This window comes from Dyella monticola, assembly GCF_003363155.1.
Taxonomy (GTDB): Bacteria; Pseudomonadota; Gammaproteobacteria; order Xanthomonadales; family Rhodanobacteraceae; genus Dyella_B; species Dyella_B monticola.
Genome location: NZ_QRBE01000007.1, coordinates 132200 through 150995 on the forward strand (window position 1 = coordinate 132200; position 18796 = coordinate 150995).

The 18796-nt window shown below is 60.5% G+C and carries 15 protein-coding genes; 6 read left to right on the plus strand and 9 right to left on the minus strand.

Features of this window, described 5'->3' with window-relative positions; genetic code table 11:
- Window positions 1-98: 98 nt before the first annotated feature.
- Window positions 99-1778: a sensor domain-containing diguanylate cyclase gene (locus tag DWU98_RS12860; protein WP_230474835.1), complete on the minus strand. Its 1680-nt coding sequence runs from the start codon at window positions 1776-1778 to the stop codon at window positions 99-101.
- A gap of 358 nt (window positions 1779-2136) precedes the next feature.
- On the opposite strand from DWU98_RS12860, the gene DWU98_RS12865 reads away from it, so the two are divergent.
- Window positions 2137-2694, plus strand: a complete 558-nt coding sequence (locus tag DWU98_RS12865; RefSeq protein WP_115496044.1) for an NADPH-dependent FMN reductase — start codon at window positions 2137-2139, stop codon at window positions 2692-2694.
- Between the two features lie 2 nt (window positions 2695-2696).
- Here DWU98_RS12865 and ppk1 read toward each other — a convergent pair whose 3' ends face one another.
- The gene (gene ppk1 / locus DWU98_RS12870) at window positions 2697-4853 is read right to left on the minus strand and encodes a polyphosphate kinase 1 (protein ID WP_115495971.1); all 2157 of its coding nucleotides are present in this window, start codon (window positions 4851-4853) and stop codon (window positions 2697-2699) included.
- Window positions 4854-4969: 116 nt separating this feature from the next.
- A complete protein-coding gene (locus DWU98_RS12875) occupies window positions 4970-5755 on the minus strand; it encodes an AraC family transcriptional regulator (RefSeq protein WP_115495972.1) in 786 nt (261 codons plus the stop codon).
- Window positions 5756-5883: 128 nt separating this feature from the next.
- Here DWU98_RS12875 and DWU98_RS12880 point away from each other — a divergent pair, with 128 nt between their 5' ends.
- Complete coding sequence (locus DWU98_RS12880) at window positions 5884-7092, plus strand: MFS transporter (RefSeq protein WP_115495973.1); 1209 nt, start codon at window positions 5884-5886, stop codon at window positions 7090-7092.
- Window positions 7093-7170: 78 nt separating this feature from the next.
- On the opposite strand, the gene DWU98_RS12885 is transcribed toward DWU98_RS12880, so the two are convergent.
- A complete protein-coding gene (locus DWU98_RS12885; RefSeq protein WP_115495974.1) occupies window positions 7171-9879 on the minus strand; it encodes a M16 family metallopeptidase in 2709 nt (902 codons plus the stop codon).
- 181 nt (window positions 9880-10060) lie between these two features.
- Between DWU98_RS12885 and DWU98_RS12890 the strand changes: the two genes are divergently transcribed.
- The 4 genes from DWU98_RS12890 (at window position 10061) to murJ (ending at window position 13209) form a co-directional block, all read left to right on the plus strand.
- Window positions 10061-10384 (plus strand): YbjQ family protein, encoded by a 324-nt coding sequence (locus DWU98_RS12890; RefSeq protein WP_115495975.1) that lies wholly within the window; start codon window positions 10061-10063, stop codon window positions 10382-10384.
- Window positions 10385-10393: 9 nt separating this feature from the next.
- Window positions 10394-10702 carry a hypothetical protein gene (locus DWU98_RS12895; protein WP_115495976.1) on the plus strand — a complete coding sequence of 103 codons (309 nt, stop codon included), beginning with the start codon at window positions 10394-10396 and terminating at the stop codon, window positions 10700-10702.
- 66 nt (window positions 10703-10768) lie between these two features.
- On the plus strand, window positions 10769-11524 hold the full coding sequence (locus DWU98_RS12900) for a Bax inhibitor-1/YccA family protein (RefSeq protein WP_115495977.1): 756 nt from the start codon (window positions 10769-10771) through the stop codon (window positions 11522-11524).
- A gap of 104 nt (window positions 11525-11628) precedes the next feature.
- Window positions 11629-13209 carry a murein biosynthesis integral membrane protein MurJ gene (gene murJ, locus DWU98_RS12905; protein ID WP_196239509.1) on the plus strand — a complete coding sequence of 527 codons (1581 nt, stop codon included), beginning with the start codon at window positions 11629-11631 and terminating at the stop codon, window positions 13207-13209.
- 30 nt (window positions 13210-13239) lie between these two features.
- Here the strand turns inward: murJ and poxB are convergent, their stop codons facing one another.
- The 5 genes from poxB to DWU98_RS12930 all read right to left on the minus strand — a co-directional run bounded on the left by poxB (window position 13240) and on the right by DWU98_RS12930 (window position 18729).
- Window positions 13240-14970, minus strand: a complete 1731-nt coding sequence (gene poxB, locus DWU98_RS12910) for a ubiquinone-dependent pyruvate dehydrogenase (RefSeq protein ID WP_115495978.1) — start codon at window positions 14968-14970, stop codon at window positions 13240-13242.
- Between the two features lie 128 nt (window positions 14971-15098).
- Window positions 15099-16127: a UDP-N-acetylmuramate dehydrogenase gene (gene murB, locus DWU98_RS12915; RefSeq protein WP_115496046.1), complete on the minus strand. Its 1029-nt coding sequence runs from the start codon at window positions 16125-16127 to the stop codon at window positions 15099-15101.
- Between the two features lie 10 nt (window positions 16128-16137).
- Window positions 16138-17175 (minus strand): quinone-dependent dihydroorotate dehydrogenase, encoded by a 1038-nt coding sequence (locus tag DWU98_RS12920; protein WP_115495979.1) that lies wholly within the window; start codon window positions 17173-17175, stop codon window positions 16138-16140.
- On the minus strand, window positions 17175-17942 hold the full coding sequence (locus DWU98_RS12925) for a class I SAM-dependent methyltransferase (RefSeq protein WP_115495980.1): 768 nt from the start codon (window positions 17940-17942) through the stop codon (window positions 17175-17177). The genes DWU98_RS12920 and DWU98_RS12925 overlap by 1 nt, the downstream gene beginning before the upstream one ends.
- Window positions 17943-17946: 4 nt before the next feature.
- A complete protein-coding gene (locus DWU98_RS12930) occupies window positions 17947-18729 on the minus strand; it encodes an SDR family NAD(P)-dependent oxidoreductase (protein WP_425480228.1) in 783 nt (260 codons plus the stop codon).
- Window positions 18730-18796: the final 67 nt, after the last annotated feature.

Sequence of the window (18796 nt, forward strand, 5' to 3'; positions counted from 1 at the left end):
GGATGGTTACTCCGTCGCCCCGGCGAAAGCCGGGGCCCAGTGACTTTGTCATACGTGCCTGAAGACGCTAGGCCCCGGCTTTAGCCAGGGCGACGAAGTCAACGATGCGGCGATGTGCTGCGCATCTCCGCGCGCCGCTCATAGGCCTGCGCCTGGTTGCGCCCGTTGAGCTTGACGTAATACATCGCCTGGTCCGCGCGTTCGATCAGCGACTCCAGCGTATCGCCCATGCTGCGCATGGACAGGCCAATGCTCACGCTCAGTCGCAGATCTTGCAGGTTCACGGGAATTTCCAAGCGATGCACGCGCCGGCATAACCGCGTGGCCACGTGCAAGGCTTGCTCCTGGTTGACATCGTGGAGCATGGCGACGAATTCCTCGCCGCCGTAGCGGCCGAGTAGATCCGTAGGACGCAATTCGCTGCTCAACACATCGGCCACCGCGACCAGCGCGCGATCGCCGGCCGCATGGCCGTGGAAATCGTTGAGCGCCTTGAAATGATCGAGGTCAAGAAACAGCAGGGCGATGGAACGCTCCGAACCGGAAGCGCCTTCCAGCATACGGTTGGCCGCCTCCGTCCACGCACGCCGGTTGAAAATATTGGTAAGCGCATCGCGGTCGGCCAATACACGCACGTTATCGCGATCGCGTCGCATCGTGAGCGCACGATCGGCCAGACCCAGCGACAGCACGATCGCTTCGAACGCGCCCATCGCGATGCTGGCATCGTTGAGCCAGTCCAGGCTCGGCAATGCGCCGGTGGTCTGTGCGCTGGTCATCGCGGTGAGTATCAGCAAGGGGGTCCATCCGACCAGGAAGAACCAGGCTGGGCGCGAACCCCTGGCACCGGCGACGAGCGCAGTAAAAAGCAACAGCAGTGCGCCGAGAATCAGCACTGGATTGACCAGCGTCTGCGCCATCACCACCAGCTCGTGAACACCGCTGCAGCGCAGCAGCACGATCAATGGCATCGCAAACCCAAGCGCGATCACCGGCACGCGCAAGGGCGGTACAAAACGTTGGACATCGCAGAAGCGCACGATGAACAGCGATGCGAATGAAACCGACAGCGCCACGGCCGACGCACCCACCAGCACTTCGGAGCCGGCCAGCCATCGCAGTTGCAGCGGGTGGAATAGAAAGCCGGTTTCCACCCCTTGCACCACCACATAGCAAAGCATGTAGCCGGTGTACCAGGCGAAGGTCACGTCATGCAGCATGATGGCGAAGCACAAGGCCATCAGTGCCATCGCCACCATCACGGCAAAGCAGGCCGTCGCGAATGTCAGCCAGTTGGAATCTTCCTGGACGAAATCGTCCAGGCTTTGCAATTCGAAACGTTCCGGCGCGGCCATGTTGCCGGTGGGTTCGAACTTGAGCAGGAGCGGTTGGGTCGAATCCTGCCCAGGCGGCAGGCGAAAGGCGAGTCGCCCGTGTCCATGCAGGGAGTTGTCGAAGTCATCCAGCGCCAGGGTGCGGGCAGGGCCGTGACCGGCGTAAAGGGTGATCGAACCCATGGGGGCAGGGTAGATCGATAGAACGCGCTCTTCCTTGGTGCTGGCTCCCTGGGGCTCAAGCACCACCCAGCTACCTAGGTCCTCGCGTGAGAAGCGCTGCATGATGGAGGGGCTGAATACCTTCAGCGTCCCCTGTCGGAACGCGGCCAGGACTGACGCGGGCGTGTCCCCACGCGTCACTTCGTGCCATGCCCCGCGCAGCGGCACGTTGATGACGGCGGCCTGCACCAGCGAGAACCACAGCAGCCAAATCAAAGGCAAGGCGGTCGGAAACCACCTTCGCTTCACCAAGCCATTGAACAGCGCTTCCCCTGACACCTCAGCTCAGCTCCCCTGTCCCTGAAGTCATGCGGCGTAATGCTCATGCCTCGCCGACGCGGGCTTGTTTCCCGTGTCGTTCGGCTTTCTCGTATTCGCCGCGGCGACTTGCGCCGAGGCAGACCTATTTTGAGCGCTCCGTCACAATATTGCGTTAGTTCCGCCCTCATGCAGGAGACATGCCAGCCCGTGCTTGGGTGTCTGAGAGACGATTTCACGCCTGGTTGCAGGCCGGCGGTGCATCTTCCGGAACACCTGCATCCCCTGACGCTACGTGGGCCCCACCCGAATGGAGAGTGGCATGAGCGCAATCAAGATAGCGGTGCTGATCGGCAGCCTGCGCAAGGAGTCGCTCAACCACAAGCTCGCCAAAGCGCTGGAGCGCCTGGCGCCGCACGAGTTTTCGTTCGAGCATGTCCGCATCGACAACCTGCCGTTCTACAACCAGGATTTCGACAGCGACTACCCACCCGTATGCCGGCAACTGAAAGAACAGATCAAGTCGGCGGATGCCTTGTTGTTCGTTACACCCGAATACAACCGCTCCGTGCCGGGCGTGCTGAAAAACGCCATCGACATTGCCTCACGCCCGTACGGTGCCAGCGCGTTCGCCGGCAAGGCGGGTGCCGTGGCAGGCATTTCGGTAGGGGCCACGGGCACCGCACTGGCGCAGCAACATTTGCGCAACATCTTGGCGTATCTGGATGTGCCTTTGATGGGGCAGCCGGAGGTGTTCGTCAAATACAGCGACGGGCTGATCGATCAGGACGGCAACATCGGCGTCGAAAGCACCAAGAAGTTTCTGCAGGAATTCGTCGACCGCTACGTGGATTGGGTGCGACGCCACGTGCATACCTGACGTCAGGCGACGGGTGCGCCGACCCCGCAGTATTTATCCAGCAATTGCCGCTGCACATCATGCTGCACGTGGCCGTCGGCGGGACGCAGGCGGGTGTAACTGCCGTCGGTATGCAATTGCCATGAGGTGGCGTTGTCGGCGAGATAGAGGTCGAGCTCTTTGCGGATGCGCTGGCGCAGTTTGCGGTCCTCAATGGGAAAGCCGGTTTCGACACGCCGATCGAGATTGCGCTCCATCAGGTCGGCGCTGGCCAGGTACATGCGTTCATCACCGTCATTGGCGAACCAATACACGCGGCTGTGTTCGAGAAAACGGCCTACATTCGAGCGCACGCGAATGTTCTGCGAAATACCCGGAATGCCAGGGCGCAGGCAGCACATGCCGCGCACGATCAGTTCCACCTTCACGCCGGCAATGCTCGCCTTATAGAGCGCGCGGATCATCTTGGCGTCGGTCAGCGCGTTGATCTTGATGATCATTTGCGCAGGTTTGCCGGCTTCGGCATGCGCGGTCTCGCGGGCGATAAGGTCCAGCAGCGATTTTTTCAGCGTAAATGGCGCATGCAACAGCTTCTTCATCTTCAACAGCTTGCCCATGCCGGTAAGCTGGCTGAAGAGCTTGTGCACGTCTTCGCACAGCGCCGCATCGGAGGTGAGCAGGCTGTAATCGGTATACAGGCGCGCATTGCCACTGTGGTAATTGCCGGTGCCAAGGTGAGCGTAGCGCTGCAATTTCTGCCCTTCGCGGCGCTGGATCAGCATCATCTTGGCGTGCGTCTTCACATCGACCACGCCATAGATCACCACCGCACCGGCTTGTTGCAGGCGCGTGGCCAGGCTCAGGTTGGATTCTTCGTCGAAGCGTGCACGCAGTTCCACCACGGCGATCACTTCTTTGCCCGCACGCGCCGCTTCCACCAGCGCATCCACGATTTCAGAGGTCGCGCCCGTGCGATAGAGCGTCTGCTCGATGGTGAGCACGTCCGGATCTTTGGCCGCTTGCCGCACCAGATCCACCACGGGCGCGAACGATTCATACGGGTGCAGCAACAGCACGTCCTGCTTGTTGATCACCTGGAACAGGTCTTCGGCTTTCTTGAGTGCCTTGGGGATGGCCGGCACAAACGGCGGATACTGCAAGTGCGGGCTCTGGCTGCGATTGATGATGCCGAACAGGCGCGTGAGGTTGACCGGCCCGTTGACCTCGTACAACTCCGCCTCGGTGAGACCAAACTGTTTGAGCAGATAATCGGTGAGTTTCTTCGGGCAGTTGTCGGCCACTTCCAGGCGCACGGCATCGCCGAAGCGGCGGGAAAACAATTCGCCGCGCAACGCACGTGCCAGATCGTCCATTTCTTCCGGATCGATGGTGAGGTCCGCGTTGCGCGTGAGGCGGAACTGGTAGCAGCCTCGCACTTCCATGCCGGGGAATAACTCATCGGCATGCGCATGAATGATCGAAGACAGCAACACGTAGTTTTCGCCGCCTTCGCAAATGTCGTCCGGCAGGCGCATGGTGCGCGGAAGTACGCGCGGCGCAGGCAGAATGGCCAGGCCCGAATCACGCCCGAACGCATCGACGCCCTCCAGCTCGACAATGAAGTTGAGGCTCTTGTTGACCAGTAATGGGAACGGATGCGTGGGGTCGAGTCCGATCGGCGTCATTATCGGCGCCACTTCTTGCCGGAAGTAGCGCTGTATCCAGCGCTTCTGCACTGGCGTCCAGCTTTCCCGGCGAACGATGCGAACGCCGTGCTCGTCCAGTTCGGGCAGCAGGCGTTCGTTGAGGATGGCGTACTGGCGTGCGATCTGTCGGTGCGCGATCTCGCTGATTTCCGCCAGCGCCTGCTTGGGCGCAATGCCATCGGGTCCGACGATTTCGTGGCCGAAAGCGAGCTGGCTTTTCAGGCCGGCGACGCGGATTTCGAAGAACTCGTCCATGTTGCTGGAAAAGATCAGCAGGAATTTCAGGCGTTCCAGCAGCGGCGTGCGCTCGTCCAAGGCTTGTTCCAGCACACGGTTGTTGAATTGCAGTTGCGATAATTCGCGATGGATGTAATACGTTTTTTCGCTGAGATCGACGGGTGGCGAGGCGATCGCTTCGACAGCATTGGCGACACTTGCGGGAGACAGGGCGTCTTGGTCGTTGCGTTTGCTCATCGATGCGTCAATCCAGTGGTCGTCAGGGCGTGGCAGCGTATTTGGCGCGCCAGGGTCTGGACATAATGTGACGGTGCGTTGACACATTCGTGACAGCGGTTGCCGTGATACCTATGTCAGGTGACATGCCTTGGCGCAAGGTACTGGCTGGGCGTAGCCCCCAGCGTACGCCTAAAGGCGACGGCAAAGGCGCTGGGACTGCTATAGCCGAGCTCTACTGCTACCCGCGTCACGGGCTGTCCGCGCGCCAGCCGGGCCAGCGCGGCCAGCAAGCAGGCCTGTTGTCGCCAATGGCTGAAGCTCATGCCGGTTTGCTCGCGGAACAGACGGGTGAAGCTGCGCCGGCTCATATCGGCCTTGCGTGCCATCGTATCGATGTCCACGTCCATCGATGGTGATTCCAGCAATGCGTGGCATAGCCGCGCCAGCCGCGGTTCCTGCGGCAGCGGAGTACTGAGCGGCAGGATGGGCATACGGGCGATTTCCTCCACCAGCAGGCGCATCACCTGATCGTCGCGGCTACCGAGTGCGTATTCGGCGGGCACGTCCACGGCTTCGGACAGCAGCGCATGCAGCAGCGGCGACACGCTGATCACGGTGCAATGGGCAGGCAGCTTCGTGCTTGCCGCGACCTCCGGCAACACATACGCGCTGCGCGTGCTGGTGGGGCCGCCCATGTGCACGGTGTGATGCACGCCCGCCGGAATCCATAGGGCGCGGTAGGGCGGCACCACCCAGCTTCCCTCGCTGGTCGTGACGGTGAGTACGCCGGTTACGGCATACAGGCATTGGCCACGCTTGTGCGTGTGACGGGGCAGGACCATTCCGGCGGGGTAATCGTTGCCGGTGGCGACGACGTCGCGCGGGGTGTCTTCGTAATGGATGACACGGGCATTTCGCATGCTGCCTCAGCCTTGGCCTGAATTCGACAGAAGTTGACCCAATTGTGCATGCAGGCCGCACGCGGGTACTTTAAGGTGGTAGCTGCAACCCGGCAATCGCGCCGGTTCCCCCGACCCTTCGAGAAGCCATGCAGAACTCCGCCGAATCGGTGTCCGTGCCGTCGACTGCGGTGCGCACCGACTACACCATTCTGGGTGCCATCAGTTTTTCGCATCTGCTCAACGACATGATCCAGTCGTTGATTCTTGCGATCTATCCCATCTTGAAAAGCGGCTTTCATTTGACCTTCGGTCAGGTGGGCCTGATCACGCTCACCTATCAGATCACCGCATCGTTGCTGCAGCCGGTGGTGGGCTCTATCACCGACCGCAGGCCGATGCCGTATTCCTTGCCCGTGGGCATGGGCTTCACGCTGCTGGGCCTGCTGTTGCTGGCCACCGCGCCGAATTACGCGGTGCTCCTGGTGGCGGCCGCGTTGGTCGGTACGGGCTCATCCGTGTTCCATCCCGAATCCTCACGCGTCGCGCGCCTTGCATCGGGCGGCCAACACGGATTGGCGCAGTCCTTGTTTCAGGTGGGCGGCAATACCGGTTCGTCGCTCGGGCCGTTGCTGGCCGCCTGGATCATCGTGCCGCACGGGCGCGGCAGCGTGGCGTGGTTTTCACTCGCGGCGCTGCTTGCGATGGTGGTGTTGTTGCAAGTGGGGCGTTGGTATCGCTTGCATCATGTCAGCCGCAGCAAGACGGTGCGTCATGTGGCCGGTGAAGCGCTGAGCCGCGGCAAGGTGATGGCGTGCCTGGCGATTTTAGGCTTGCTGATCTTTTCCAAGTATTTCTATCTGGCCAGCATCAGCAGCTATTTCACCTTTTACCTGATTCACACGTTCGGCCTGTCGGTACAGGCTGCGCAGATTCATTTGTTCGTCTTTCTTTTCGCGGTGGCGGTAGGTTCGCTGATCGGCGGTCCGGTGGGCGACAGGGTGGGGCGCAAGTGGGTGATCTGGGTATCCATACTTGGCGTTGCCCCGTTCACGCTGGCGCTACCGCATGCCAATCTGTTCTGGACGGGCGTGCTGTCCGTGGTGATCGGTTTGATCTTGTCCTCGGCGTTTTCCGCGATTCTGGTTTATGCGCAAGAGCTGATCCCCGGACGCGTAGGCATGATTTCAGGGCTGTTTTTCGGCCTCGCGTTCGGCATGGGCGGCATCGGTGCCGCGGTGCTGGGGCAGGTTGCGGATGTGCGCGGCATCGATTACGTGTACTCGCTGTGCGCGTACTTGCCTTTGATCGGTGTGCTGGCGGTGTTCTTGCCGAATTTGGAAAAAGGGCAACGCTGAGTTACGCGCGAACTGATTGGGGCGCTCAACGGTGGTTATGTGTCGCCCCGGCGTTCGCCGGGGCGACGGTAGAGGCACTCAATGCTTGGCCGGCGTTGGCCCCTGCACTACTTGCATCAGGTTTTCCGGCTTCAAGTATTTCCTGAATGCGGCCTGCACTTGTTCGGGCGTCAGCGTGAGGTAGTACTTGGCGGCCACCATTGGCTGATTCAGCGGCTCGCCGTGCCAGGACCAGTCCAACAGCGAACGCGCGATGCCGTTGATGCTGGAAACGCCCACGGGAATCGAACGGATCTCGTATTGGCGTGCGTTATCCAGTTCGCTTTGCTTGACGGGCGTGTTCTGCATGTCGATCAGGTTCTGGCGTACCAGCGCGTCGACGGGGGCAACCTTGTCCGGATCACTGCCATATTGCACGAAGAAGATCGAGCGTGTGCGATCGAAATGGATGTTCGATCCGGCGCCATAAGCGAAGCCATGTTTCACGCGGATATCGGTCATCAGCCGTGACGCAAAGCCGTTGCCGCCAAGCACGTTATTGCCCAGTTGCAAGGCATAGCGATCGGGATTGTGCAGGTTGAGTTCGAGCATCTGGCCCATCAGCACCTGGTCTTGCGATGCGTAGGGATTGTCGACCACGGTATAGCCGGAAGGATTCACGCCGACCGGCTTGGAAATCACATCCGGCTTCGAGCCCGTGGCCTTCCATTGTCCAAAGTAGCGTTCCACCGTTGCTTTGGCTTGTTCAGGTGTGACGTTGCCGACGACGACAATCGTGGTGAGATCAGGACGATACGCCTTGGCGAAGTAACCCTTGACGTTCCCAAGCGTCAGCGCATCGATCGTTGCCGGCGTGGCAAAGCGAAGGTCCGGATCGCCCGCTGGCAAAAGCCCGGTTCGCAGCGCTTTCATCATCTTGTACTGCGGGGATTGCATTTCACCGGCCAGCGCGCGTGCGAGTGTTTCCTGCTGCACGGTGAAGCCTTGCTGCGGCAGGGCAGGGCGCAATTCATTATCGGCCAGCAATTGCACCGCACGATCGAATTGGTCGCTCAACGCAACGACACCAAAGTCGGTGCCACCTTTTTCGTCGGCGGAGATGTCGTCCAGTGCCTTATGGAAGGCATCGCGATCCAGCGTGGTGCTGCCGTAATCGAACAGCGAATCAAGCAGGCGCGCCGCGCCTTCCTGGCCGGCCGGTTCCTGTAGTTTGGGGTTGTTGTCGATATGCCCAAGCACGGTGATCGTTTTGCTGATGGTCTCCGGCTGCACGATGAGATGAATGCCATTGTCGAGCGTCATTTGAACCGGTGCCAGCGTCCAGCGCGGCATTTCCAGCTTGCTGAGTTTTTCGCTCGCCCACGCTGGCAGCGGCACGTCGAGCTTGTCATTACCGGCGAAGGATTCGGAACCACCAAAGCCCGCACTGTCCGGCGGGCGCTGGCCGTTTTCATTCGGTGTCAGCACGACGGTGACGCGTTCGTCCGGCTTCAAGTACTGGCGCGCCACGCGATCGACGTCGGCCACGGTGACTTTACGGAATTGGTCTTCGACCTCTTCCGGCGAGTTCAGACCGGTCCACGCAATGGCTTGCGACCATGCGGTGGCGAGCGATACGGCACTGTTTTTGTTGAATTCGGCCTGTGCGATTTCAGAGCGCTTGGAAGCTTCCACCAGATCGGCAGGTACACCGTTCTTCAGCAGGTCGTTAATGACACCGTCCAGATCAGCCTGCGCTTTGTGTGCATCGCCGCCTTTGGGAAAGCCCACTTCGATAACACCCACGCCGCCGTGGCTGAAAGGCTGCAATTCTGCATTGGTGCTGAGCACTTTGCCCTCTACCGCAAGCGCGGAAAGCGAGCTGCGCGCATTGGTAAGTACGTCCAGCAGTATCTGTGCGGCGGCATTGTCGTTGTCCATCAAGCCCGGCATGCGGTACATGAACTGCACCGTACCGGTGCCACGCGGCGTGGTGGTGGCGATGGTTTCCGGTCTCACCGGCTGAAGTTTCAGCGGTATGTGCTCAGGCGTTTTGCGACGTGGAATCGTACCGAACAGTTGCTGCACCTTCGCCAGCGTCTGCTGCGGATTGACGTCGCCGACGATCACCAGCAAGGCGTTGTTGGGTACGTACCAGGTCTTGTAGAACGCCTGCAAGTCCGCAGCCGTGGTTTTGCCGAAGGACGAGCGCGTGCCGAGCGGATCTTCCGCATAGCCGGTGCCTGCATAGAGCGTGTGCTCGGCTTTCTGGAACGCAAGAAATTCGGGTTGAGAGATATCACGCGATACTTCTTGCTCGATCGCGCCGCGCTCGCGGTCCCAATCCTGCTGGGTAAGCAGTGCGCCCTGCATGCGCGCCGATTCGATATGCAGCAGGATGTCCAGGTAATTGGACGGTGCTACGAAGTAGTACTGGGTGGCGTCGTTGGTGGTGAAGGCATTGTTGTCCGCACCCATTTTGCCGGTCATCTCATTGAGCTGCGAACCGGTCATGCCTTTGCTGTCGCGGAACATCATGTGTTCCAGCGCGTGCGCCGTGCCGGGAAAGCCATCGGGCGTCTGATAGCCGCCGGCGAGGTAAGTGATTTGCGTGGTGACCATCGGCGAAAGCGTTTCGCGCACGATCACCACACGAAGGCCGTTGTCGAGCGTGGCGCGCAGGACATTGCTGTCATTGGCGACAGCCTTGGAAGCAGGTGCATCGGCATGCGCGGCCACGCAGGTGGTGACCAGGCCCATGCCCAGCAATACGCTCCATGCCAATGTCTTCAGTGGGCTCGACATCATGATTTCATCCTTAGCTCAGAACAACGGTTGACCGCGGGATGGTGCCATAGTGCCCCGCGTCTGCCTAAGTGCCGGTCGGCAGGGCGCAAATGCCCAAAAGTTAGACGCGGGTATGGGCGCAGCGGGTGAAGACTTGGGGTATCGTGCCTCTACCGTGGTTTCCCAATGAAAGGAGCGAGCTATGTTGGTGGTGACGACCGAGAACGTTCCAGGGCATCAGGTGGTTCAGGTGAAGGGGCAGGTATTCGGCGTGGTGGTGCGCAGCCGTGGTATTGGCGGCAACGTGATGGCGGGGCTGCGCTCGCTTGTGGGGGGCGAGATCCACGAGTACACCCAGATGCTGGAGGAAGCGCGTCGCCACGCACTCGACCGCTTGGTTGCCAATGCCAAGCTGATGGGGGCGAACGCGGTGCTGATGATGCGCTTCGATTCGGCCGAAATCGGCCAGACCATGAGCGAGATCGTGGCCTACGGCACCGCCGTGGTGCTCGACCCGCCGACCTAAGCCACGCGCATGCTGCCTTTTGTGCTGTATGTGATCGGAGCAGTACTGCTGGTGGGGGCGGTCATCGCCGCACTGACTGGCGTGCTGGTGGCGTTGCTGCCGCAGTTGATCTTCGGCGGCTTGCTGTTGGTGGTGGGGCTGGCGATCGAACGCTGGCGCTACAAGCCGCTCTTACGCACCGGGCCCGACCCGCGCTGGAAGGATACCGGCGAACGCTTCGTCGACCCCGGTAGCGGTGAGCTCACCGCCGTGTATTTCGATCCAGCGCAAGGCGAGCGACACTATGTCGTGATCGAAGGGAAACCCCCGTCGGATTAACGAGACGCTATCTATTTATTAGATAGGATGACTCCTCAACTAAACCAAAAAGACTAAGGAATAACCATGCCTTCAGGTAATCCGGTACTGCGCCCCAAGGCGTTTCAGGGACTGCCCGTCACGGGCGAACGCATGACCATGAACGGCACGATCACGCGCACGGGCTTGTTGCTGGTGCTGGCGGTGATCACCGGCGGCTGGACCTGGCAGCGTTTTGCCGATGCGGCGGTCGGTGGCGATGTCATGGGAGCCATGGCGGCCATCAGCCCCTTTATGTGGGGCGGGCTCATCGTAGGCTTGGTGCTGGCGCTGATTACCACATTTGCGCAGCGTTTTGCGGGTATTACGGCGCCGCTCTATGCCATTGCCGAGGGTTTCGCGTTGGGCGGTATTTCGGCAGTGATGAACCTGCGTTTTCCCGGCATCGTGCTACAGGCGGTGATGCTGACGGTGGGCGTGTTGGCGGTGATGCTGCTGCTGTACCGGTCCGGGCTGATCAAGGTGACAGACAAGTTCCGCATGGGCGTGATGGCGGCGACCGGCGGCATTGCTTTGCTCTACATCGTGGATATGGCGCTGCGCGCCTTTACGCATATCCAGATTCCTTTTATCCACGAAACGGGTGCGCTGGGTATTGGCTTCAGCTTGTTGGTGGTGGGGCTCGCCGCACTCAACCTCGTGTTGGATTTCGACATGATCGACCGCGCCACCGCACAGGGGGCGCCAAAGTACATGGAGTGGTACGGTGCGTTCGCGCTGATGGTGACCTTGGTATGGCTGTATATGGAACTGCTGCGTCTGCTATCGAAGGCGCGCCGTTGAGTGATACGGTTTTTGTCGTGCAAAGGCCGCCTTCGGGGCGGCCTTTGCTTTAGGGGGAGAGGCCGTCGATGCTACCCTTTGCGCTTTTCCGATAGCGGACAGATATGACGAAAGAGGCCGGCCGCGGACACGCCTTGCTGGTGGGAGCGGGCATCCTTTGCAGTCGCCTGTTCGGACTGGCGCGACAGCGGGTGTTTTCCCATTACTTCGGCCTGTCCGACGCGGCAGATATCTTTAGCGCTGCGCTACGCGTGCCGAACTTTTTGCAGAATCTGTTCGGGGAAGGTGTGCTTTCGGCCTCCTTCATTCCCGTTTACGCCCGCTTGCTGGCGCAGCACAAACAGGAAGATGCCGATCGCCTGGCCGGCGCGATCTTCGCCATTCTGGCTTTGATCATTTCGATCATCGTCGCCTTGGGTGTGTTGGCGGCACCTTATCTCATCTGGTTGATTGCGCCCGGCTATACCGGTGAAAAGCGCGAGCTCACCATTTTGATCGTGCGGATTCTTTTTCCTGGCACCGGCATTTTGGTGTGGTCGGCATGGTGTCTGGGCATTCTCAACAGTCACCACAAATTTTTCCTCTCGTATGCGGCGCCCGTGATCTGGAATCTTTCCATGATCGTGACGATGCTGGTCTTTCGTCACCTGGATGCGGATCGCCTGATCGTTTACCTGGCATGGGGCACCGTACTCGGTTGCGTGCTGCAGTTCCTGGTGCAGTTGGGTCCGGTGCTGAAGTTGGTTCCCGGTTTGCGCCTGAGGTTGGATTTTCGCAGTCTGCACGTGAAGCAGGTGGGTGGCAGTTTCATTGGCGTGGCGGTAGGGCGCGGTGTCGTGCAAATCAGCGCCTTCGTGGATCAGGCTATTTCCACGTTGCTGGGGAGCGGCGCCATTGCGGGCATGACCACGGCATCCTCGATCAATTTGCTGCCGGTGAGTTTGTTCGGCATGGCCGTATCCGCCTCGGAACTGCCGACCCTTTCGCGCATGGCAGGCGACCACGTCGACGCGGAAACCGCGGCAAAACTGTCGGTACGGTTGAACAATGGATTGGAGCGCATTGCGTTTTTCATCGTGCCTTCCGCCATGGCGTTCTTTGCGTTAGGCAATGTGATCGTTGCCGCGCTTTACCAATCAGGTGCCTTCACGAGCAAGGATTCCTATTACGTGTGGGCGATTCTGGCGGGTTCCGGCGTGGGATTGCTCGCGTCCACCTTTGGACGTCTTTATTCATCCACCTATTACGCCATGCGCGATACGCGCAGCCCTTTGCGCTTTGCCATGGTGCGGCTCATGTTTACCGCCGTGCTGGGCCTGGGCAGCGCGTTGCTGGGGCCCAGAATGCTGGGTATACCGCTGCAATGGGGGGCGGTGGGCCTGACCGCTTCGGCTGGCGTGGCCGGATGGATCGAGTTTCATCTGCTGCGGCGGAAGATGAACAAGATGCTGGGTGCCACGGGCGTCGCATTGCCGATGATGATCAAGCTGTGGGGTGCGGCCATTTTGGCGGCGCTGGCGGCGTGCAGCATCGAGCACTACTTGCCTCCCTATGGCCCGATTGGCACGGCTTTAGTTGTTCTATCGACTTACGGCATCGCTTACTTCGCGATCACTTTCTTGCTTCATGTTGCGGTATGCAGGGAAGTCGTCGGCAAGGTCATGCGACGGATAGGCATGGGTTGATCGAAAACGCAGCAAACGAGCGCGATATCATTAGCGGCGAAGATTACTGCGCGCCAGTTCGATCAGTTCGTCACCACGACCGTTCATCACGGTACGTAGCGCCCAAAGACTGAAACCCTTCATCTGCTCCAGCTGAATTTTCGGCGGCATCGACAATTCCTGGCGATTGGTGACGACGTCGATCAGGGCAGGTCCGTTATGCGCAAACGCTTCGCGCACCGCCTTTTCCAGATCGCCGGGATCTTCCACGCGCACGCCGTAGATACCTGCAGCGCGTGCGAGGGCCGAGAGATCCGGGTTGTCCAGCGTTACGCCCGTGGGCAGAAAGCCGGCGGCTTTCATTTCCAATTCCACGAAGCCGAGCGTGCTGTTGTTGAACACCACAATCTTTACGGGCAGTTTGTGTTGCACGAGCGTCAGCAAATCACCCATCAACATTGAAAAACCGCCGTCGCCGGACAGGCTCACAATCTGGCGCTCGGGAAAGGCGGTTTGCGCACCGATGGCTTGGGGCATCGCATTGGCCATCGAGCCATGCACGAAGGAACCAAGCAAGCGACGCTTGCCATTCATGTGCAGATAGCGCGCAGCCCAGATCGTCGGCGTGCCTACGTCGCAGGTAAAAACCGCGTCGTCATTGGCAACGTCGCTCACCACTTTGGCCACGTATTGGGGATGAATCAATGCGCTGCCCGGTTTGCCGGTAGCGAGATCGTTGAGCCCCTCGCGCGCCTTCTTGTAGTGCTCCACGTTGTTTTTCAGGTGCTTGTCGTCGCCATTTGCTTTCAATTTTGGCAGCAGCGCTTCGATGGTGGCGCCTACATCGCCAACTAGACCCAGGTCGAGACGACAGCGGCGGCCGAGATTCTCCGCGCGCAGATCGATCTGGCAAATCTTCGCGTCGTCGGGAAAAAACTGGCGATAGGGAAAATCGGTGCCAAGCAGCAGCAGCGTATCGCAGCTCATCATGGCCTCGTAGCCGGAGCTGAAGCCGATCAGGCCAGTCATGCCTACGTCATAGGGATTGTTCCACTCGACGTGTTCCTTGCCACCCAGTGCGTGCACGATCGGGGCCTTGAGTGTCTCGGCCAGCCGTATGACGAAGTCGTGCGCACCGGCGCAGCCGCGGCCGCAAAAGAGCGTGACTTTGCGCCCGCTGCTGAGCAATGCAGCGAGCTGTTCCAGTTGTGCCTCGGCCGGCACGACCTTGGGCGAGGCGGGCAGCAGGCTTTGGCCGCTGGCCACCGGGCCGCTTGCTTCAGAAAGCGCTACATCGCCGGGAATGACCAAGACCGCCACGCCGCGTTGACCGATGGCTGTTCGAATCGCCATGGCAACCGCGCGATGGATTTGGGAGGCGCTGCTTATCAACTCGCAATAATGGCTGCATTCCTTGAACAGATTCTGCGGATGCGTTTCCTGAAAATAGCCACTGCCGATTTCAGCCGAAGGAATGTGCGCAGCAATGGCCAGCACTGGCGTGCGTGAGCGATGCGCATCGAACAGGCCATTGATAAGGTGAAGGTTGCCGGGGCCGCACGATCCTGCACAGACAGCAAGCGTGCCCGTTAGCTGAGATTCCGCGCCGGCGCCGAAAGCGGCCGATTCCTCGTGCCGGTAATGGATCCACTGCATATCCTTGCGTTGACGCAGTGATTCGGTGATGCCGTTGAGGCTGTCGCCTACCAAGCCATGGATGCGCTTTACCCCGGCCTGAGCCAGCGTTTCGACCAGTACGTCTGCAACGTTGCGAATGCTCATGAAGCGGCACCTCACGTGATCGGAGACCGCGCTATCTTGGCAAAGCTATGCTTTGGTTTCTGTAAAGGCCCCAACGCAACGGGTTTCGTGAAGACGTTACGCTGGCTGGAGCGCTATCAAAGAGATGCCTAGGCGGCCCCGATGATCACGGGCTCCGGTTCCAGCTTTACGCCGAAACGCGTTTGCACGCCTTCGATCACCGCTTGTGCGAAGTGCCAAAGCTCTTGCCCGCTGGCTTTGCCATGATTGACCAGGACAAGTGCATGCCGATTGGAAATGCCCGCATCGCCTTCGCGCGTACCTTTGAAGCCGGTCGCTTCGATGAGCCATGCAGCGGAAAGTTTCCACCGCGCATCGTTGCCGGGCCATGCAACAAGTTCCGGGTGCTCGCGCTTCAATGCTTCGCCTTGGGCGGCATCGACGATGGGATTCTTGAAGAAGCTGCCGGCGTTGCCAATGACGGACGGGTCGGGCAACTTGCGTGTGCGTAGGTGCACGACAGCTTCGGCGACGTGGAACGGCGCGGGTTTCTCGACGCCCATGCGTTCCAGTTCTTCGCGGATGCCTGCGTAGTCCATGCGCAAGCTGTGCTCACGGGGCAGGGCGAAACGCACGGCGGTGACGATGAAGCGCTCCGGTTCGTGCTTGAAAAGCGAATCGCGGTAGCTGAAAGCGCAGGCGCTTTGATCGAGGGTCACCACGCACCGCTCGATGCGATCCCAGGCTTCCACGCTTTCGATGAACTCGGCGACTTCCGTGCCGTATGCGCCGATGTTCTGGATCGGTGCTGCGCCGACGGTACCGGGAATCAGGATGAGATTTTCCAGGCCCGCAAAACCCTGGCCCAGCGTCCAGCGCACAAAATCGTCCCAGCGCTCGCCCGCGGCCACGGCGATGCGGGCGATATCGCCGCCCTTTTCCATATGCACGCCGCGCGTTTCCATGGCCAGTACCGTGCCGTCGACATCGCCGGTGAGCAGAATGTTGCTGCCTTCGCCCAGCACCAGCAGCTTGCTTGAGCGTATAGCTGGAAAGTCCAGCAGTTGGGGCAGTTTCGTTGCATCGCGTACTTCGGCCAGCAGCTTGGCGCGGGCATTCACGCGCAGGGTGTTGCGCGTCAGCAGCGGTGCGTTTTCGATCAGCGTGTAGCCGCCCATGTCGACGCGTTCAGCGTGCATCGCGATCGTCCTGCTGACGGCGGATTTCATTCACACACTCGGCGATCAATTCAGGGCCGCGATAAATAAGGCCGGAATAAACCTGCACCAACTTCGCGCCAGCGTCGAGCTTTTCCGCCGCATCGCTGCCATCAAGGATGCCGCCAACACCGATGATGCCGATGCGATCACCCAGCCGCTGGCGCATGCCACGGATCACCTCGGTGGCGCGCGTGCGCAGCGGGCGGCCAGAAAGCCCGCCTGCCTCGTTGCCGTGCGGATCGCCAGCGACAGATGAGTGGTCGATCGTGGTGTTGGTGCAGATCACGCCATCCACATTCGCAGCCAGCAGCACGTCGGCAACGCTGTCGAGCTCTGTTTCGCTGAGGTCGGGTGCGATTTTCAGCAGCATGGGCTTGCGCTGGCCTTGCTGCGAGCCGAGACGTTCCTGCGCTTCGCGCAGCGTTTCGATAAAGCGGCGCAGCGTGGCTTCTTCCTGCAGATCGCGCAGGCCCTTGGTATTGGGCGAGGAAATATTGACGGTGATGTAAGTGGCATGCCCGTAGACGCGCTCCAGGCAGAACAGGTAATCGTCGACCGCTTTCTCGTTGGGCGTGTCCTTGTTCTTGCCGATGTTGATGCCCAGCACGCCGCGATAGCTGGATGCCTGCACATTGCGCACCAGTGCATCGACACCTTCATTGTTGAAGCCCATGCGATTGATGATGGCTTCATGCTGCGGCAGGCGGAACAGGCGCGGGCGGTCGTTGCCGATCTGCGGGCGTGGTGTCACCGTCCCGACCTCGATGAAACCCAAGCCCAGTGCGCCAAGTGCATCCAGGTGTGCGGCGTTCTTGTCCAGGCCGGCGGCGAGGCCGACGGGGTTGGCAAAGCGGATGCCGAACGCTTCAACCGGCAGTTCGGCTGGCGTCTGTGCAACGAAGCGCGCCAATTCGCTGCGCCAGGCAACATCGAGGCCGTACAACGTGAGCCCGTGTGCCGTCTCGGCATCCAGTTTGAACAGCAGCGGGCGCAGCCAGCGGTACATCAGGGAACCTCGCCAACGTAGACACGGGTGTCGTAATCGAAGCTTATATGGCCATTGACGGCGCAGGCATCGAATAACGTGCGCAGCGCCTCGATCATGGGCTCATGCTTGGGATGACCGGCCTGAGGCGCGTATGAGGAAGACATCAGCCGTCCACGCAGCGCGTCGAAGTCTAAGCGCTGCCGATGATCGAAGCTGGCGGTGCCACGCCAGCCTTCGCCGAACCACTCGCGCATGCGCGGTTCGTCGGCGTAGCGTTCGGCCACGCTGGTGTAGTCGGTGCCGTAGGTCTGCAGCAGTGCTTCGTAACCTTCCAGAAAAGGCGTGCCGACCAACCGGCGCGAATTCCAGTAAATGGCTGCCAGGCCACCCGGGCGCAGGATACGGTGGAATTCGCGTCGCGTCGTTTGCGGATCGAACCAGTGGAACGCCTGCGCCACGGAAACGAGATCCACGCTCGCGTCATCCAGTGTGGTGGCATCGGCACGTCCGTCCACCGCGTGGAATTTCGGATTGTCCCCCAGCCATTCGAGCGCTGCGCCGCGCATCGCGGCGTTGGGTTCCACGGCGGTTACGCTGTGACCCGCGTCGAGAAAAAGCTTGCTGGAAATGCCCGTTCCCGCACCGACATCGGCCACGCGCCAGTCGGCTGTAACGCCCTGTGCTTTGCGCAGCCAGTCGACCAAGACGGTGGGATAGGTGGGGCGGAAGCGAACATAGTCCGCTACACGATCACTGAAACGTTCGGTGCTGCGTAGGTTGTTCATGATTTTATCGACTCAACTGTTGGCCGCCATCGACACAGATGATCTGCCCGGTTACCCAACCTGCCCACGACGACGCGAGGAAGAGTGCCACATGCGCAACTTCTTCGGGTGTGCCGTAGCGTCCGAAGGGGATTTTCGACAGGACGTTGGCATAGCGTGCGGGGTCCTCATGCTTGCAGCGGTCCCACAAACCATCCGGAAATTCAATCGAGCCGGGGGCGATGGCATTCACCCGAATGCGCTGCGGAGCGAGGGCCGCGGCTTGAGAAGCCGTGTAGTGACAAAGCGCTGCTTTCATTGCGCCGTAGGAAGGCATGGTGGGGCGCGGATGCAGTGCTGCGATGGAACTGGTGTGAAGAATGCTGGCGTGCGGCGATTTGGCGAGATACGGCAACGCGGCATGCGAAGCCCGCACGGCCGCCATCATGTCGATATTGAAGACGGCAGCCCAGTCTTCTTCCTTATCTTCGAAGCCGTAACCGCTGGCATTGTTGATCAGCACGTCGATGCCGCCGAGCACTTCGGCCGCATCATCGATGTACGTTTTGATTGCGGAGGCATCGCCCAGATCGCACGATTGCTTGTGCATGGGTACACCGTGCGCGGCGATCGCTGCGGCGGTTTCATCCAAGGCTGCTTGTCCGCGTGCACAGATCGAAACGGCTGCACCAGACGTTGCGAAGGCCAATGCCATGCTGCGACCGATACCCTTGCTGCCGCCGGCGATGACGATGCGATAACCGTTGAAGTCGAAGGGGGAGGGTGTTGTAGGCGAGGGCACGGCAATGCCTCTTGGTGGTGTAGTGCTTAGGGTGCCTCACCGTCGTTCCGGTGTTCGCCGGGATGACGGTGAG